We start from the raw sequence: 16,287 nt of genomic DNA on the forward strand, positions 1-16,287 counted from the left end.
CCTCTATGCCGGGGCGTACTCGCGCACCAAGCGCTTCTGCAGATAGCCGATCTGCTTGAGCGCTTCCTTGAGGATCAGGCGATCCAGTTCGTGCAGTTCGTCGGGCGCGACACGGTTGGAAACGGCGTCGGCCGCGCTGCTGACCTGCTGCTGGAGCCGGAGACGCTGGATGTGCTGAAAAGCGTCGATCAGCGCCGCCATGTCGTAGGCGCCAACGCCGATCTGCTCGCCGGTCACGCGCAGCCGCTCGGCGGTATTGGTATCCGGAATCTGGCGGGCCAGCGCGTAAACCCGCGCGGCGTCGACGAAGGGGCGTGAACCGTGCTTCTTGAGATCGATGGTGTGCGGGAACTCCTTGTCGAGATCGGTTCGGAACCCCTTCCACCAGTTCAGCGGCGACTCCCAGTTGAGCGTGTTCTCGACCATCGCGCGCAGGAAAATCGGGTAGCTGTGCGCCGCTCCAGCAGCCAGCTGCGCAAGTCGTTGGCCAGCGACTCCTGCCCATACAGGCCGCGCAGATCGAAGAAGATGCTCGCATTGAGCAAGGCCTCCGGTTGCGGGCTTTCCAGCCAGCCTGAAAAGGCTGTTCGCCATTCGTCGGCAGACAAGACACCACTGCCGGTTACTGGCCATGATATCGCCCTTGCATAGCGGAAAACCACAGGCGTCGAGGGCCTCGTTCACCGCCCGGGCGAAAGGCAGGAAAGCGCTGCGCAGATGCGCCGCCTGCTCGTCCGAGTCGGCGGCGAAGATCAGGCCATTGTCCTGGTCGGTGGCCAGGGTCTGCTCGAGCCGCCCCTCGGAACCAAACACCAGCCAGCACCATTGGACGTAGGGCAGCTCGTGCTGCCCGGCGACCAGTTCGATGACCTGCAGGGTGAGCAGATCGTTGAGCGACGAGAGGCGATTGCAGAGCGCATCGGCGCTGACCCGCTCGGCGACCAGACGCCCGACCAGCGCGCGGATCTCGGCAGCCAGGTGGACCAGCGTCGGCAGGTCGCGTGCCGCCAGAATTGCTTTGACGAGATCGGTGCTCTGCGCGCCCGGCAGGGTGTACAGATCGGTCTGCGAAACGAGGTTGAAGTAGCTGCCGTCCGCCTCGGTAAGCACCAGATGGTGCACCCCGCGCCGCACCATGACCACGCTGGCCTGGTGGGCCGTGCTGTCCGCCGGCACGGTAATCAGGCCGCCGGTCATCACCGCCGCGATCGGCGCATTCAGATCGCAGGCTTCAATGGCCACGCGGCGCACGACGTCGTGCAGGGTGATGATGCCCAGCGCTACCCGGCTGCCCTCGTCGACCACCACCACCGCATCGCCGTGCGTCTTGTCGAGCAGCTGTAGCGTCTCGCGCACGCTGGTCGACGGGCCGACCATCAAGGGCTGACTGCGCACCAGATGGCGCAGTCCGACATACGGCGAGAACGGGGTGACGCGTGCCGTCTGCTCAGTATCGGAGTCGGGCATGGTAGGTTCTCTCACTGGCTTCGCGCGCTTGGCGCAGCGTCGTGATGCCCATTTCGGCAAGCAAGGGCAACATCTTCAGAAAGACTTCGCCGGTCACCATTGCATCGCCAAGCGCGGTATGGCGTCCGAACACCGAGACGCCGAGGCGCTCGGCGATTGCCTCCAGGCGGTGCGTGTTCTGGTTGGGCTGCAAGACCGCCGAAAGCAGCAAGGTATCGAGCACCGGGTGATCGAAGCGCACGCCGCTTTGCCGCTCCTTCAATTGCAGGAAACGCATGTCGAAAGCGGCGTTGTGACCGACCAGGACGGTGTCGGCACAAAAAGCATGGAAGGTCGGCAGAACGGTCGCGATCACCGGCTGTCCGGTGAGCATTTCGCGGGTGATGCCGTGCACCTTGACTGATTGTTGCGACAGCGGGCGCTTCGGGTCGACCAGTTGATCGAAGCACTCGTGACGCAGGAGGCGACGATTGACGATGCGCGTCGCACCGATCTGGATGATCTCGTCGCCGGCGGAAGGCTCCAGACCGGTCGTTTCGGTATCGAAAACGGTGTACGAAAGCTCCGCCAGCGGTCGATCGTCGAGTTCGTGGCTGCCTCCCGACCAGTGGAAGATATCGAAGTCATAAAACTCGGGACGTTCGCCTTCGGCCGCGGAAATGATCGCCCGCGGCAGATCCTTGGGCGCCTCCGCCGCCGGCAGCATGGTCCGGAAGAAAGCCCGATGCGAGACACGCTCGCGCTGGAACCAGATCTCGCCGTTGCAGCGCTCGATGACATCGACGACGCTCAGCGGCGAGCTTTCGCTACCGATATTCATCGGGTCCTGCAACCAGATCATGGCCGCTTCATTGTTCAGGAAGGTGCCGGTCCAGTACAAATCGAGCTGGGCGAGGTGACCGCTGCGCTGCAAGGACAGGCGCACTTCGCGCACCTCGTACTCGTCCTGCAAACGCAGCGCCAGATAGCTCAGGGCTTGCAGGAGTCCGAAGCTGTCTACGCGTAGCCACAGGCCGTCATCGATCTGCTCGGACTTGACCGCCAGCTTGTGCTGCCCGGCGTTGCCGCGCTCGGCGATGCGGCGTGCAGCGACTTCGACGAGCTCGGCGCCGAGGATTTCCTCAAGCAGCCAGCGCTCGCGCAGATCGTTGGAAAAAGCTGCCGCCGCTGTCTCGAACTGCGTCGACAGCACACTGGCCTCGTCGCGGATCACGCCGAGAAAGCGATCACGCTGCTGGGCTGGCATATCGGAAAAATCGGAGAGCATTTCGGCTGCCGCGCGCAAGCTCCCCAGGGGCCCGCGCCCGCCTTCGATCAGTGACTGGATCAGGGCGTCGCGGCGCGCATGCCGCTCGTTGGTGCTCGTCACGTCGTCGAGAACGAGCACGAAACCGGTAATCGACAGGCCGGCGACCTGCGCGCCGGGCTGTCCGTCGCTACCCAGGACCGGCGACATGTGCGCGCGCAGCAAGCGTCCGGCACGGGTGGCGGTGACGAACTGCGCCGAGCCGAGGAGTTTCTTGCGGTCCACTCCGGCCTCGCCGCCCGCATCGCGACTGGCCGACTGCAAACGTTCCAGCGCATGCTCGATCAGCGCCCGATCGAAAACCGTGTAAATCGAACGCCCCAGGCCAAGCAATTCGCCATTGCTGCCGTCAGGCCCGGCAGAAAGCTCCTGCTTGGCGCGCTGGTTGTAGAGCAGCACGCGGCCATCCAGATTGCAGACCACAACGCTCTGGCTCAGATCGGCCATCAGCGCAGCCAGACGGCTGCGCTCCTCTTCGAGCGAAGCGCGGGCTTCGCGCACGCGCTCGGCGACATCGCGCTCGAGCGCGTCGCGTGCGGCCAGCAGTTGATTCGCCGCCTGCCCCAGGGCGCGCAATTCGGGCGTTGCCGGCTCGGGCAAACGCAGGCCACTGTGGGTAGTCACCGCCGCCAGGTCCTCGGCCATGCGCAGTGGCCCATTGACGTAGCGTGCATACCAGCCGGCGATCACCAGGTAGGCGCCCCCCGCCCCGGCCAGGGTCAGCAAGAGCAGGACAAAGATCCTGCCTTCGGCGGACCAGCCGCCAGCCGCGGCCATCGGCTTCGGTGACCCACATCAGGGTCGCCGCCGCGAGCACCACGGCAAGCACGAACAGACCGGCCAACAGCGCGGCCCTGTACAGCTGGCGCGTGGCCTTCATCTACGTCTCCAGGAGCTTGCGCACCTCGGCGAGCAACTCTTTGGTCGAGAAGGGCTTGGTCATGTAGCCGTCGGCGCCGAGTCCGAGGCCTTTGCTGACTTCGGTGTCGCGCCCTTTGGCAGTGAGCATCAGAATGCGCGTGGCGCTGAGCTCGGGGTCAGCGCGCAAGGCCTGGCAGACGTCGAAGCCATTCATCTTGGGCATCATGACGTCGAGCAGAACGAGATCGGGCTTCTCGGCACGCACTTTCGCCAGAGCCTCTTCGCCGTCGCCGGCGACCAGCACCTCGAAACCCTCCCGGCGCAGCAGAAACTCGATCGAAATGACAATGTTTTGCTCGTCGTCGGCAATCAGTATCTTCTTGCTCATCAACACTCCGCTCATGAATAACTACGCTAACGGTCATGACTTGTCGAGATACCCCCGATCATGAAAGTCATGACCGTTCCCCCCTCTTCCCCGACCCTTCTCCCGCGCGGGGAGGAGGGAGATTCGTGCGACGCTGGCGCGACTTTTAGATTAATGGACTACGCTGCTGGCGCCTCCGCTGGCGGCTGCACAGGTGCAAAAGGCAAGGTGAAACGAAATGTCGCACCCTCGCCCGGGACGCTTTCAACCCACAGCTCGCCACCGAAGTGTTCCACGATACGCCGGCTGATCGGTAGCCCAAGACCGGTGCCCGATGGCTTGGCGGTCATCGTATCGCCTACCTGACGAAACTTCTCGAAAACCAGTTGCTGATCTTCCGGGCGAATCCCCGGTCCGTTGTCGGCAACGCTGACTTGCAGGCCATCGTCCCGCCGACTCAGGGTGACGCGAATCAGACCACTGCCCGGCGTCAGGAACTTCACCGCATTGGAGAGCAGATTCAGCATCACCTGGATCAATCGATCCCGATCGGCAAGAATCAGCGGTAGATTATCGGGCAGATCGACCTCGATGTGCGCCTCTTTCTCGTGCACCAGCTGACTGGTAGCAGCGATCGACTGTTCGACGACCTCTTTCAGATCGAGTTCGCAGCCGTTCCAGTCGGCTCGCCCGGACTCGATTTTCGCCAGGTCGAGCGTCTGGTTGATCAGCCGCGTCAAACGCTCGGCCTCGCTGACGATCAAGCCCAGAAAGCGCACGCGATCGGCGAGATGCATCTTCGGATCGTCGCGCAGCAGTTCCGAGAAAGCACGGATCGACGTCAGCGGCGTGCGCAGTTCGTGGGTCACCGACGACATGATGTCGTCCTTGACACGGTCGAGCTCCTGCAGGCGCTCGTTCGCCTCCCGCAACTCCAGCGTCGCCGCCGTCAGCTCGCGTGACTTGCGCTCGAGTTCACGACTGTAGGTGCGCAGCTGTGACGCTTCGTCGAGGATATGCATCACTTCCTCGATGCTCAGCGGCTCTTCCTTGGCCACCGAGGCGACCATCACCCGCGCCGAAGCACTGCCAATCGCGCCGGCCAACAGGGATTCGGCGAACTGCACCAGCTTGGCATCGGCCTCGGGCTTTGAGTCGCCGTCGCGACCGTTGCGGCGCGCGAAACCGGCAAACGCCGATTGCGCACGACTTGGGCCAAGAAAGCGCCCGACCAGCTCCTGCAGATCACTGACCTGCGCCCGGCCACGCCAGAGCACTGCCCCACCCTGCCCGGTTTCCGATAGCGCATCGACGAACAGGGTCGCCTGTGTCGCCTCGGCGACCATCGGCGGGCGCAGCAAGGATACCGCGACGTAGGCACCAATATTGGCAAAAAAACTCCAGAACAGGCAGTGCGAAATTTCGTCGATGCCGGTGAGACCAAACAACTGCTGCGGCCGCAAGAGCTCGATCCCGAAAAACCCTTGCGCGAGAAAATCACCGGGAAGCCAACCGGATTTCGCAAACGACGGCAACAGCAAAGTGTAGGCCCAGACCAGAAAACCGGCCGTCAGACCGGCCAGCGCGCCACCACGCGTGCCGCCGCGCCAGTACATGCCGCCGATCAGCGCCGGCGCAAACTGCGCCACCGCCGAAAAACTGATGAGGCCGATGGCGACCAGCGCGTAAGCCTCGCCTGCCAGCCGAAAGTAGAGGTAACCGAGCAGCAGGATGACCACGATGGCGCCACGCCGGATGGCGAGCAGCAAGCCCGAGAGGTCTTTCGACTCGGCGAGCGCGGCACGCTTGTGGCGCAGCAGCATCGGCATCACCAGGTCGTTGCAGACCATGGTCGACAAGGCGATGGTTTCGACGATGACCATCCCGGTGGCCGACGACAGGCCGCCAATGAAGGCCAGCAGCGTCAGCCCTTCCTGGCGCTGTGACATCGGGAAGGTGAGCACCAAGGTATCGGCGTCAACCCCTTGTCCGGCGAAGTGCAGCAGGCCGCCCAGCGCGATCGGCAATACGAAAATATTGATCAACAGCAGGTATAGGGGAAACAACCATGCCGCCCGCTTCAGGTGCGCCTCATTGACGTTCTCGACGACGGCGACCTGAAACTGGCGCGGCAGGAAGAGAAACGCCAGACCGGACAGCACGACCAGCGAAAACCAGCCGCTATAACCCGCCCCGGAGGGAATCGCAGTCATCAGCTTTTGCAGTTCCTGCTGCTCCGCGACGCGGTCAAAAATATCGCCGAAACCGTCGAAAACGCCGTAGGTCACGAACACCCCGACGGCCAGGAAGGCGACCAGCTTGACCACCGATTCCAGCGCAATCGCCGCCACCATTCCTTCGTGGCGTTCGGTGGCATCGAGATGGCGGGTACCGAAAACGATGGTAAAGGCGGCCAGGATCAAGGCAATGTAGAAGCTGATGTCTGCCCCTACGGACATCGTCGCACTGCGGTGCGGCATGACGATTTCCGGATAGCTGAAGAGCAGGCTGACGGTGTTCGAGACCGCCTTGAGCTGCAGCGAGATGTAGGGAATGATGCCCACCACGGCGATGATCGTCACCAGGCCGCCGAGCCCATGACTCTTGCCATAACGGGAGGAAATGAAATCGGCAATCGAGGTGATGCGGTTTGCCTTGACGATGCGAATCATTTTCAGCAGCACGATCCAGCCGAGCGCCATGACCAGCGTCGGCCCCAGGTAAACCGGCAGAAAGCCGATTCCCGAAACGGCAGCGCGGCCGACACTGCCGTAGAAAGTCCAGGTCGTGCAGTAAACGGCCATCGACAGGGCGTAGATGGTCGGACTGGCGATCAGCGAGCGTCCCTGATCGGCGCGCTTGTCGCCCCACCAGGCGACCGCAAACAGCAGCCCCAGATAGAGCAGCGAGACAGTAATCAGTACCGGCGCTTCGAGCATCGCCGCCGCCTACTTGAAGCGCCGTTCGACGGCCCAGGCCATCAAGGCGATGACCAGCGCCCAGGCAGTAAAAATGTAGGCATAAACCAGCGGAATGCCGAAGATCTCGCTCGGCCGGTCGAACAGCGACAGTAGGGGATAATTGAACAGCACGCAGCCGATGAGGAAAGCCGCGATCAGTCGATCACCTGCCAGTATCCTGCGATGCATCTCTCTCTCCCGCCGCGAAAAAGATGGGCCCCGGAAGCGCTCAGCTTGCCAGGCGGCGCCGCGTGCTAACGGTCATGACATGTCGAGATACCCCGAATCATGAAAGCCATGACCGTTCCCCCTCTTCCCCAGACCCTTCTCCCGCGAGGGGAGAAGGGCGCTTCGTGAGTCGCTTGCGCGACTTTCACATTAACCTGCCAACGCTCCATCGTGATTGGGTAGGTGGCATCGTGCATTTGCTAGTCGGCAATTTGCTATTTGCTATTTGGCAGCGGCTATACTGCCCGCCGTCCCCCTTGCCGAGGAAATTGTCCCCATGATCCGCCCCGCTCTCGACTGGCAGCCACGTGCCGCCAGCAAGGCCTACTCCGATATTCGCTACGAATTCGCCGAAGGCATCGCCAGCATTGTCATCAATCGGCCCGAACGACGCAATGCCTTTCGACCGGAAACGGTCGCCCAGCTGATCGATGCCACCCACCAGGCGCAGTTCGATCCGCAGGTCGGGGTGATCATCCTGAGCGGTGCGGGACACGAAGCTTTCTGCTCGGGCGGCGACCAGACCGTACGCGGCGACGACGGCGGCTACCATGATGAGGCGGGCATGCCGCATCTCAACGTCCTCGACCTGCAGATGCAGATTCGCCGTTGCCCGAAACCGGTGGTGGCAATGGTTGCCGGTTATGCCATCGGCGGCGGGCACGTCCTGCATCTGGTCTGCGACCTGACGATTGCCGCCGACAATGCCCGCTTCGGGCAGACCGGCCCGCGCGTCGGCAGTTTCGACGCCGGCCTCGGCGCCGGCCTCATGGCGCGCACCATCGGCATGAAACGGGCCAAGGAAATCTGGTTGCTCTGCCGCCAGTACGACGCCGCGGCGGCGCTGGCCATGGGCCTGGTGAATACCGTCGTGCCGCTCGCCGAACTCGAGGAAGAGACGGTGCGCTGGTGCCGCGACATGCTGAAGCTGTCGCCGATGGCGCTGCGCATGATCAAGGCCGGCTTCAACGCCGACACCGACGGCCTGGCGGGAATCCAGGAACTCGCCGGCAACGCCACCGGCCTGTTCTACATGACCGAGGAAGGCCAGGAAGGACGTAACGCCTGGCTCGAAAAACGGGCACCGGACTTCTCGAAATATCGGCAACGCCCGTAGCGCGATGCGGCGTCAAGTGGCAGCTTCTGCTGATGCTGAGCATTTCCTTCAAGCGATGAAGATCACTAGCGCCGCCGTCCACCCCTATCGACTGCCCTTGCGCGCCAGCTGGCAGACCGCGGCCGGCGGCTTCAGCGAGCGCGAAGGCTGGCTGCTGCGCCTCGATAGCGCCAGCGGCGCGAGTGGCTACGGCGATTGTGCGCCGCTACCGGGAGGCGCTGCGGAAACGCCCGCTGACGCTGCGTCGCGGCTATGTGCGCAGGCACGACGCGTGATCGGCATGCAGGTGATCGACGCGCTTCAGGCCATCGGCCCCGCCCCCGGCGACGCGCCGGCTGCGCGCCTGGGGATCGAAATGGCGCTGCTCGACCTCGCCGCGCAGGCCGCCGGACTGTCACTCGCCACCTACCTGCGCACCACTCAGCAAGGCTTCGAAGCGGCTACCGCAGCCGCCGCGGTGGCGGTGAACGCCGCGCTGGGCAGCATCGACCGGCTTGCCGACGAAAGCGTACGCAGCGCTTGCAACGCGGGTTTCCGGGTCCTCAAGCTCAAGGTCGGCGTGGCCTCGATCGACCACGAAATCGAGCACCTGCGACGCCTCGCCGCGCTCCTGCCGCCGGGCATTCAGTTGCGACTCGACGCCAATCGCGCCTGGAGCAGCACGGCTGCCGAACGCTTCCTGCGCCACTGCGCCGAGCTGCCCATCGAGATGCTCGAAGAACCCCTCGCCGAGCCGAGCCTGGAGCGACTGCTAAGCCTGCAAGCGCAAACGAAGATCGCCATCGCCATCGACGAATCGGCAGAGCTGCTCGACGCCGAGCACCTCCCGGGAAGGCCAGCCGTACGCCGGCTGGTGATCAAACCGACGCGTTGCGGCGGTCTGCTGCCCGCATTCCTGCGCGCTCAGCGAGCGCTCGCTGCAGGCCTGGATTGCGTCGTCACCAGCAGCGTGGAAAGCGCCTGCGGGGTAACGGCGGCCGCGCATCTCGCTGCCGCCATTGGCAATCAACTGGCACATGGGCTGGCGACCTCGCAATGGTTAGCGGCCGATACCGGCGCGCCACCGCTGATCGTCGATGGTCGCCTGCTTCTGCCGCTTCTTGCCACAGGTCTGGGATTCAAGCCCGGCAAGGGCATCGCCTTCGCGCCGATCGCGCGCCGGCCGCTTGCAGAGTGACCTGAACGGCTACCGTGCGTTAGTCGGTCACGCCGCTGCTGGCAATGCGCTGGCGGAACTGGCGCAACTTGGCCTTCAGCTCGCCCGCATTCCCCGGCCCCATGCGCAGCAGGATTTTCTGGCCCGCAGAGCGCGCCTGGAGCGCCGGGTCCGCGTATTCGTAGCGCAACCAGGGCGACGGCGTCTCGCCCGGCCCCTTCACTTCGACCAAGCTCAGGCGAACTGGCTTCAGCAGCTCGGGAGTTGCCAGCAACTGATCGATCACTTCGATCAGCCGGTTGTTGAAGTACTTGCCCGGATAGCCGAGGTCTTCATAAGCCTTTTGCAGCAAGGGGTACATGCGCACGTACAAGGCCACCGCAGCCTCGGTATCGACGGCCGATGCGAAACGCACGAAAGCTTTGTAACGATCGCGGTTGTCGTCGGCAATATAGGTCGCGCCGTCACGCTCGACGACCTGAAAGCGCCCGGGTGCGGGATGCACCGGCCACAGGCGTGAGGCCGCATGGCCACGGGCCAGGTTATCGACCGTCGCCACCACGCGCTGCGCAAAACCGCTGGCGTCCACGAAAGACAGCACCTGCTCGCGGCCCAGCAGGGCCACCAGCGCGTCGCTCACTTCACTGCCGTCATCCGTCAAGGGCGGCAGAGGCTCCGCGAGCGGCGGCGTGATCTCTTCGATGGCATGGTGAAGCGGTACCGGCGCTGGCTCCGGCGCCACCGCTTCCACGGCGCGTGTATTTGGTGCGACCAGCGGAGCCGTCGCTGCGGCTTGTCCTTCTTGGTGTTCTTGCCGTTCCTGCCACCACAGGTAAGCACTTCCGGCGAGGCCCACGAGGACCACTCCGGCAATCAGCGAACGTGACAAATCATTCATCAAGACCTCTCTCTATTTCTGCCTGCGTCCATTCAGGGTGACCACGGCGCAGGCTACTCCAGCGCGCGGGCGCGAACCCGCCAATGTCGTTCGTGCACAGGTGATTCTACGCGTTCGCCAATTACCACGGTACACGCCGGGCTTGCCGTGGCCATGACGCCTGACCGCAACTAGCCGTCGACAGCGGCGACTGAGCGCTCCGCCGCGTCGCCACGCGCTTGCGCGACACCATCGGCACGGAATAAATGCATGGCTTGTGCCGGCAGATCGAAGGCCAGCACGTCATCGATGGCGATGTCATCGCACGCGCTCTTGGCAAGCAGTGGCGTGCTGACGCCTGGCAGTTCGAGATAGACATGGCTGACTTCGCCAAGATGCTCGACGTGGCTGACGCGCGCGCGTTGCGCTCCCTCGCCCAGCAGTACGTGCTCAGGCCGAATTCCCAGGGTAACCGGCTCGCCGACTGCCAGCCCCTGCGGCGACAGCTGCGCTGCGCAGAGCATGCCATGCGCGTCGGCGAGCACCCGCCCGTCACCCAGCGACTGCACCGTCGCGTCAACGAAGTTCATCGCCGGCGAACCGATGAAAGCGGCGACAAAACGATTGGCCGGATGATGGTAGAGCGCCAGCGGTGCACCGGCCTGAGCCACGCTGGCGGCATCATTTCTCCCAGCCAGCGGCTGCAGCAGGACGATGCGGTCGGCGAGCGTCATTGCCTCGACCTGGTCGTGCGTCACATAGACCATGCTCGCCGAACCGAGCGCGCGGTGCAGCCTGGCGATCTCGAGGCGCGTCTGCACGCGCAGCGCCGCGTCGAGGTTGGACAGCGGCTCGTCGAACAGGAACACTTTCGGCTGGCGCACGATGGCGCGCGCGATCGCCACCCGCTGTCGTTGGCCTCCCGACAACTCTTTTGGCCGGCGCTGCAGCAAGCCGTCGAGTTGCAGGATGCGGACCGCGTCGGCGATGCGCCGTTCGATCTCGCCGGCGGGCAGCTTGCGGTGCTGCAGACCGAAAGCCATGTTCTGAAAGACGCTCATGTGCGGGTACAAGGCATAGCTCTGGAAGACCATCGCCACGTTGCGCTGTGCCGGCGGCAAGTCATTGACCAGCACGCCGTCGATCTCGATCTCGCCAGCGCAGGGATCTTCCAGTCCGGCGAGCAGGCGCAACAGCGTCGACTTCCCACACCCCGAAGGCCCGACGAAAACGCAGAATTCGCCCGCCGCGATGCTCAGGTCGATGTCGTTCAACACCGGCGTGTCGCCGAAGCGCTTGCTGATACCGCGCAGCTCGATGCGACTCATCGCCCCTTCCCTCCTTGTACGCTCATGGCCAATCACCTGTTCACCCCTTTCACCCTTTCACCGCCCCGGCCGACAGCCCGGAGACGATGCGCCGCTGAAAGACCACCACCAGCGCCACCAGCGGCAGCGTGACGATCACCGACGCGGCCATGATCCTTCCCCACGGCAATTCGAAGCCGCTCGGCGTGCTGATCAGGGCAATCGCCACCGGCACGGTACGCGCCTCGGTCGACAAGGTAAAAGTCAGTGCGAAGAGGAATTCGTTCCACGCGGCGATGAAGGCCAACAGGCCGGTGGCGACCAGCGCCGGCCAGAGCAGCGGCATGTAGACCCGAAAGACCAGGGTCAGCACGCCGACGCCGTCCATCGCCGCAGCCTCTTCCAGTTCTTTGGGCAGCTGGCGCATGAAAGTCACCAGCACCCAGACGGTGAACGGCAGCGTCAGCACGAGATCGGCGATGACCAGCGCGCCGAGCGTGTCGTACAGGCCGAAGGCACGCACCAACTCGAACATCCCCGACAACACCGCCACCTGCGGCAGCATCGACGCCGACAGGATCAGCATCAGCAACAGGCCGCGGCCGCGAAACTCGACCCGCGCGAATGCCCAGGCGGCCATCAAACTCAGCCCCAGCGACAGGGTGACCACACTGCCGGCAACGAGCAGCGAGTTGAGCAGGTTTTGCGCAAAAGGCTGGTCAGCGAAAACGCCGCTGTAGTTGGCGAAAGTCGGCGCCTCGGGCCACAGCGCCGGAGAGAACAGCCCGCGGCCCTGCTTGAGCGAACTCGAAAGCGCATAGAGCAGCGGGAAGACGGAAACGAAGATGAACAGCAGCGAGGCCACCCAGTAGCCGATGCTGCCCCAGGGAAAGCGACGCTGTCGGGGTGCAGCGCGCGACGGCAATACCTGCGAACCGGCGCCCGCTTTCGCCATCCCATTCACGCCGCCGCGCGCTCAAAAGTCTTGCGCAGCAAGCTCATGGCGACGATGCTCAGCAGCGCGATCATGAAGAACAGGCAAGTCGCGGCGGCCGAACCGTAACCGACCAGGCCGAAGTCGATCAACTGCTCGCGCACGAAGACCGACATGCTCTGCGTGTCACGGCTATTGGAAGTCATTACGTAGATCAGGTCGAAGACGCGCAGCGCGTCGAGCGTGCGAAAGACCATCGCCACCAGCAGGCCGGGCAGGATCAAGGGTAGCGTAATGCGGCGAAAGACCTGCCAGCGCGGCACGCCGTCTACACGCGCCGCCTCGTAGCACTCCAGCGGCACCATCTGCAGCGCCGCCAGGATCAACAGCGCCATGTAGGGTGTCGCTTTCCAGACGTCGACCAGCACGATGCTGAACAGCGACAGCTGCGGGTCGGCAGTCCATGCCAGCGGCACGGTAATCACGCCGAGCGCCGGCAGGTGGTGGTTCACGATGCCAAACTGATCGTGCAGCATCCAGCTCCACATCTTGGCCGAGACCACCGTCGGGATTGCCCAGGGCACCAGCAGGGCCGCACGCAAGAGCGTGCGCAGACGCGACGCCTGGTTGAGCAGCAAGGCCACACCAAGCCCGAGCAAGGTTTCAAGGGTTACCGACAGGCCGCTGAACAGCAAGGTATTGCCGACCGCCTGCCACCACTCCGGGCTGGCCAGCAGGCCATACTCGCCGACGTAGTTCTCCAGGCCAATGAACGCATAGTTGCCAAGATCCGCCAACTCGCTGTCGGTCAGGCTGAACCAGATCGTGCGCACCAACGGCCAACCGCCGACCGCCGCCAACACCAGCAACATCGGCGCCGCCATCCACCAGGCGCGGCGCACGCGCTGCGCAGCCAGGCCTGATTCTCTCAACGCCACGTGCCGCGCCGGCTGACCCGCTGCAGCGATCGATCGAGCCTGCTCAGCGCCTGCTCGGCAGTCGCCTTGCCCGAGAGCGTATCGTGCGCGGCATTCCAGAACTGGTGGCTGACCTGGTTGTAGCGGGCGCCGGTGACCGTGGTCGGGCGTGCAATAGCGCGGGTAAAGGTAGCGAACAGTTCACCCATGAAGGGATTGGCCTGCAGGATCTCCGGGTCCTGGTACAGCACCGTGATCGTCGGGTTGAACGAGCCACGCAGCGCACGCTCCTTCTGCACCGCCGCGCTAGTCATGTACAGCACCAGATCGGCGGCCGCAGCGGGGTGCCGGGAATAATTCGATACCGCCAGAGATTCGCCACCGAGCGTCGCCGCATGCCGCCCCGCCCCGGCAGCTTTCGGCAACACCGCCACGCCGACCTTGCCGCGGATCGCGCTGCCTTCGGCCTGCGCCAGCGCCCAGGCATAGGGCCAGTTGCGCATGAACACCGCATTGCCGGCCTGAAAGACGCCGCGCGACTCCTCTTCGGCATAGTTCAGCACCGCCGTTGGCGAGATACTGCCAACCCAAGCGGCCGCCGTCTGCAGCGCCAGCGCAGCGCGCGGGTTGTCGATGCTGATCCGGCCATCGGCCTCGACGATGGCGCCTCCGTCATGGCTGGCCACCCACTCCAGCGCATTGCAGCTCAGGCCTTCGTAGGCGCGGCCCTGCCAGACGTAGCCCCACATGCGCTCATTGCCGGCCGCACGCTCGCCGTCCTGGATCGTGCGCGCGCTGGCCGTCAGTTCCTCCCAGGTCGAGGGAAGCGGCTGCCCGTACTTCTGCAGCAGGTCGCTGCGGTAGAAAAGCAGGCCGGCGTTGGCGAACCAGGGCATGGCGACCAGTCGGCCCTGGCTGGTGTTGTTGGCGATAAAACCGGGGAAGTGCTGCGCTTCGGCGCCTTTGGCGTAGGGCCGCAGGTCGAGCAGATGACTGCCCAGCAAGCCCGGCCAGATCACGTCGACCTGCAGGACATCGATCTTGTCGGAGCGCGCGGAGAGCAACTGCTGGTACAACGCCAGCCGCTCGCTGGCGTCATTGGGCGGCGTGACGATCTTCAGCGCGTGGCCGGTCTTCCTGGCCCACGCTTCGGCCGCGCCTTTGCAGAATTCAAGCTCCTGGCCAACGCCCGAGCAAGCGATGCTGATCGTGGCAGCATCTGCGGCCCAGGTGCTTGGCATCATGCCGAGCCATGAAACGCAGGCAAAAAGCATGGCGAGGAGAGCGCGACTGGCGGGAAGTGGCATGCGATGTCTCCGGTATTGACAGGCGCCGGTGCGCGCGGCGACTATCAGGTAAACGTCCGTCGTCAGTTGGCAAGCATTGTAGCCGATGCGCCCTCGGCCTCGAATGAGGCTCACCCGCCCGACACCTTGGAATGTTTAGAATGCAAAGCCTGAACAAGCCCGGAACGAGAAAATGAAACTCGATTGGCTGGAGAAAGTGCTCGCGCCCCTGGTCGGACGCGACGAGACCCTGCTGCTGGTTCTGCAGGTGTTTCTCGTAGTGCTCGGAGTAGTGGTGAGTGTGATCGCGAACTTCATCCTGCGCCGCGTGTTTCACCGGATCGGTGCCGATCGCGTTGACCAAGCCGTCGCCGAGATCGCTGGTCGAATTCCTGCGCCGGCAGTGCTTGGGGCTGCGCTTCGATTGCGCCCGGTTACTTTCATGAAAGCCACTTTCAACACGGCGGCAGCGTCCGCCGGCGAAACCTGTTTCACCGGCGCCCGGCTGAGCAAGCGCCAAAACGGGTCCCCGAGCCAATGACTTCTCCCGCTGATTCCTCGAATTCCAGCAGTTCCCTCCGGGAGAATGCCACGCCGAGCGGAACGGCTGCGCGAGCACCGGCGGCGGCAACGCCACAGGAAGTTCTCTGGATACACCGATGGACGCCCAGCCTGCTGTCCTTGCGCGTGACGCGCGACAGCCGATTCCGGTTTACTCCCGGACATTACGCGCGCCTGGGCCTGCCTGACTCCTCGGGCCCGGCCGTATTCCGGCCCCTGTCGATCACCTCGGCGCCGGCAGAGGCGCATCTCGAGTTCTTCTGTACTTTGGTGGCCGGCGGCGCTTTCTCCAGCCTTCTGGACCGCTGCCGGGTTGGCGATCCGGTGCAAGTCGAAAAGGCCAGCTATGGCTTCCTGACGCTCGACGCCCTCGCGCCCGGCCACGACCTGTGGCTGATAGCCAGCGGCTCCGGGCTCGGACCCTACCTGTCGATACTTCGCGACCCGGAGGTGTGGAGCGCTTTCGCCCGCATCGTCGTCGTGCACAGCGTCCGCCGTGCAGCCGAGCTCGCCTATGCGGAAGAACTCGAGCACTTCGCGCAGCAGCGCAGCGCCACGACCGCAGCTGCACGCCTGCACTACCTGCCCGTGGTGACTCGCGAGCCCGGGGTAACGACCCTGTCGCAACGCATTCCAGCCTTGCTTGCGGACGGCAGCCTCGCCACGGCGACCGGCCTAAGCATCGATCCCGAGCACTCGCGAGTGATGGTCTGCGGCAATCCGGAGATGTCCCGCGAGTTGCGCGCGCTGCTCAGCGAACGCGATTTTCGGACCACACGGCGTGGAGTGCTCGGCCAAATGGCTTTCGAAAAATACTGGTAGCGCAAGAACAGGATCGCCGCCATCACCACTGCCCTACCGTACGCCCTTTCGGGGCCCTGGCAGGCTCTGGCGAGGCCATGGCGCGCCCGAGCATTTCCACCAGATCGCACAGGGCAGCGTC

At 64.4% G+C, this 16,287-nt stretch carries 14 protein-coding genes; 4 read left to right on the forward strand and 10 right to left on the reverse strand.

Annotation, left to right across the window (positions count from 1 at the left end; all coding sequences use genetic code 11):
* Nucleotides 1–3: 3 nt before the first annotated feature.
* The 5 genes from V5B40_RS06005 to V5B40_RS06025 all read right to left on the reverse strand — a co-directional run bounded on the left by V5B40_RS06005 (nucleotide 4) and on the right by V5B40_RS06025 (nucleotide 7,150).
* On the reverse strand, nucleotides 4–1,467 hold the full coding sequence (locus tag V5B40_RS06005; protein ID WP_332353663.1) for a DUF294 nucleotidyltransferase-like domain-containing protein: 1,464 nt from the start codon (nucleotides 1,465–1,467) through the stop codon (nucleotides 4–6).
* The gene (locus V5B40_RS06010; RefSeq protein WP_332353664.1) at nucleotides 1,448–3,550 is read right to left on the reverse strand and encodes a 3'-5' exonuclease; all 2,103 of its coding nucleotides are present in this window, start codon (nucleotides 3,548–3,550) and stop codon (nucleotides 1,448–1,450) included. Before V5B40_RS06010 ends, V5B40_RS06005 begins: the two co-directional genes overlap by 20 nt.
* Before the next feature lie 103 nt (nucleotides 3,551–3,653).
* Nucleotides 3,654–4,022: a response regulator transcription factor gene (locus V5B40_RS06015; RefSeq protein ID WP_291986412.1), complete on the reverse strand. Its 369-nt coding sequence runs from the start codon at nucleotides 4,020–4,022 to the stop codon at nucleotides 3,654–3,656.
* 158 nt (nucleotides 4,023–4,180) lie between these two features.
* Complete coding sequence (locus V5B40_RS06020) at nucleotides 4,181–6,940, reverse strand: sensor histidine kinase (protein ID WP_332353665.1); 2,760 nt, start codon at nucleotides 6,938–6,940, stop codon at nucleotides 4,181–4,183.
* Between the two features lie 9 nt (nucleotides 6,941–6,949).
* Entirely contained in the window at nucleotides 6,950–7,150 is a 201-nt protein-coding gene (locus V5B40_RS06025; protein ID WP_332353666.1) for a hypothetical protein, read from the reverse strand.
* Between the two features lie 316 nt (nucleotides 7,151–7,466).
* Here V5B40_RS06025 and menB point away from each other — a divergent pair, with 316 nt between their 5' ends.
* Nucleotides 7,467–8,306: a 1,4-dihydroxy-2-naphthoyl-CoA synthase gene (gene menB, locus V5B40_RS06030; protein WP_332353667.1), complete on the forward strand. Its 840-nt coding sequence runs from the start codon at nucleotides 7,467–7,469 to the stop codon at nucleotides 8,304–8,306.
* A gap of 55 nt (nucleotides 8,307–8,361) precedes the next feature.
* Nucleotides 8,362–9,483 carry an o-succinylbenzoate synthase gene (gene menC / locus V5B40_RS06035; protein ID WP_332353668.1) on the forward strand — a complete coding sequence of 374 codons (1,122 nt, stop codon included), beginning with the start codon at nucleotides 8,362–8,364 and terminating at the stop codon, nucleotides 9,481–9,483.
* Between the two features lie 19 nt (nucleotides 9,484–9,502).
* Here the strand turns inward: menC and V5B40_RS06040 are convergent, their stop codons facing one another.
* From V5B40_RS06040 to V5B40_RS06060, 5 genes are all read right to left on the reverse strand, one after another.
* Nucleotides 9,503–10,360, reverse strand: a complete 858-nt coding sequence (locus V5B40_RS06040; RefSeq protein ID WP_332353669.1) for a DUF3014 domain-containing protein — start codon at nucleotides 10,358–10,360, stop codon at nucleotides 9,503–9,505.
* A gap of 170 nt (nucleotides 10,361–10,530) precedes the next feature.
* A complete protein-coding gene (locus V5B40_RS06045) occupies nucleotides 10,531–11,667 on the reverse strand; it encodes an ABC transporter ATP-binding protein (protein ID WP_332353670.1) in 1,137 nt (378 codons plus the stop codon).
* Nucleotides 11,668–11,716: 49 nt separating this feature from the next.
* A complete protein-coding gene (locus V5B40_RS06050) occupies nucleotides 11,717–12,601 on the reverse strand; it encodes a carbohydrate ABC transporter permease (protein WP_332353671.1) in 885 nt (294 codons plus the stop codon).
* A 5-nt stretch (nucleotides 12,602–12,606) separates the two neighbouring features.
* A complete protein-coding gene (locus V5B40_RS06055; RefSeq protein ID WP_332353720.1) occupies nucleotides 12,607–13,464 on the reverse strand; it encodes a carbohydrate ABC transporter permease in 858 nt (285 codons plus the stop codon).
* A gap of 44 nt (nucleotides 13,465–13,508) precedes the next feature.
* Nucleotides 13,509–14,771: an ABC transporter substrate-binding protein gene (locus V5B40_RS06060; protein ID WP_332353721.1), complete on the reverse strand. Its 1,263-nt coding sequence runs from the start codon at nucleotides 14,769–14,771 to the stop codon at nucleotides 13,509–13,511.
* Between the two features lie 205 nt (nucleotides 14,772–14,976).
* On the opposite strand from V5B40_RS06060, the gene V5B40_RS06065 reads away from it, so the two are divergent.
* Both V5B40_RS06065 and V5B40_RS06070 read left to right on the forward strand, forming a co-directional pair.
* The gene (locus V5B40_RS06065) at nucleotides 14,977–15,324 is read left to right on the forward strand and encodes a hypothetical protein (RefSeq protein WP_332353672.1); all 348 of its coding nucleotides are present in this window, start codon (nucleotides 14,977–14,979) and stop codon (nucleotides 15,322–15,324) included.
* Nucleotides 15,321–16,166, forward strand: coding sequence for a ferredoxin--NADP reductase (locus V5B40_RS06070; RefSeq protein WP_332353673.1), 846 nt, complete (start codon nucleotides 15,321–15,323; stop codon nucleotides 16,164–16,166). The genes V5B40_RS06065 and V5B40_RS06070 overlap by 4 nt, the downstream gene beginning before the upstream one ends.
* Nucleotides 16,167–16,287: the final 121 nt, after the last annotated feature.

This window comes from Candidatus Accumulibacter meliphilus (genome assembly GCF_036625345.1).
GTDB classification, from domain to species: Bacteria; Pseudomonadota; Gammaproteobacteria; order Burkholderiales; family Rhodocyclaceae; genus Accumulibacter; species Accumulibacter meliphilus.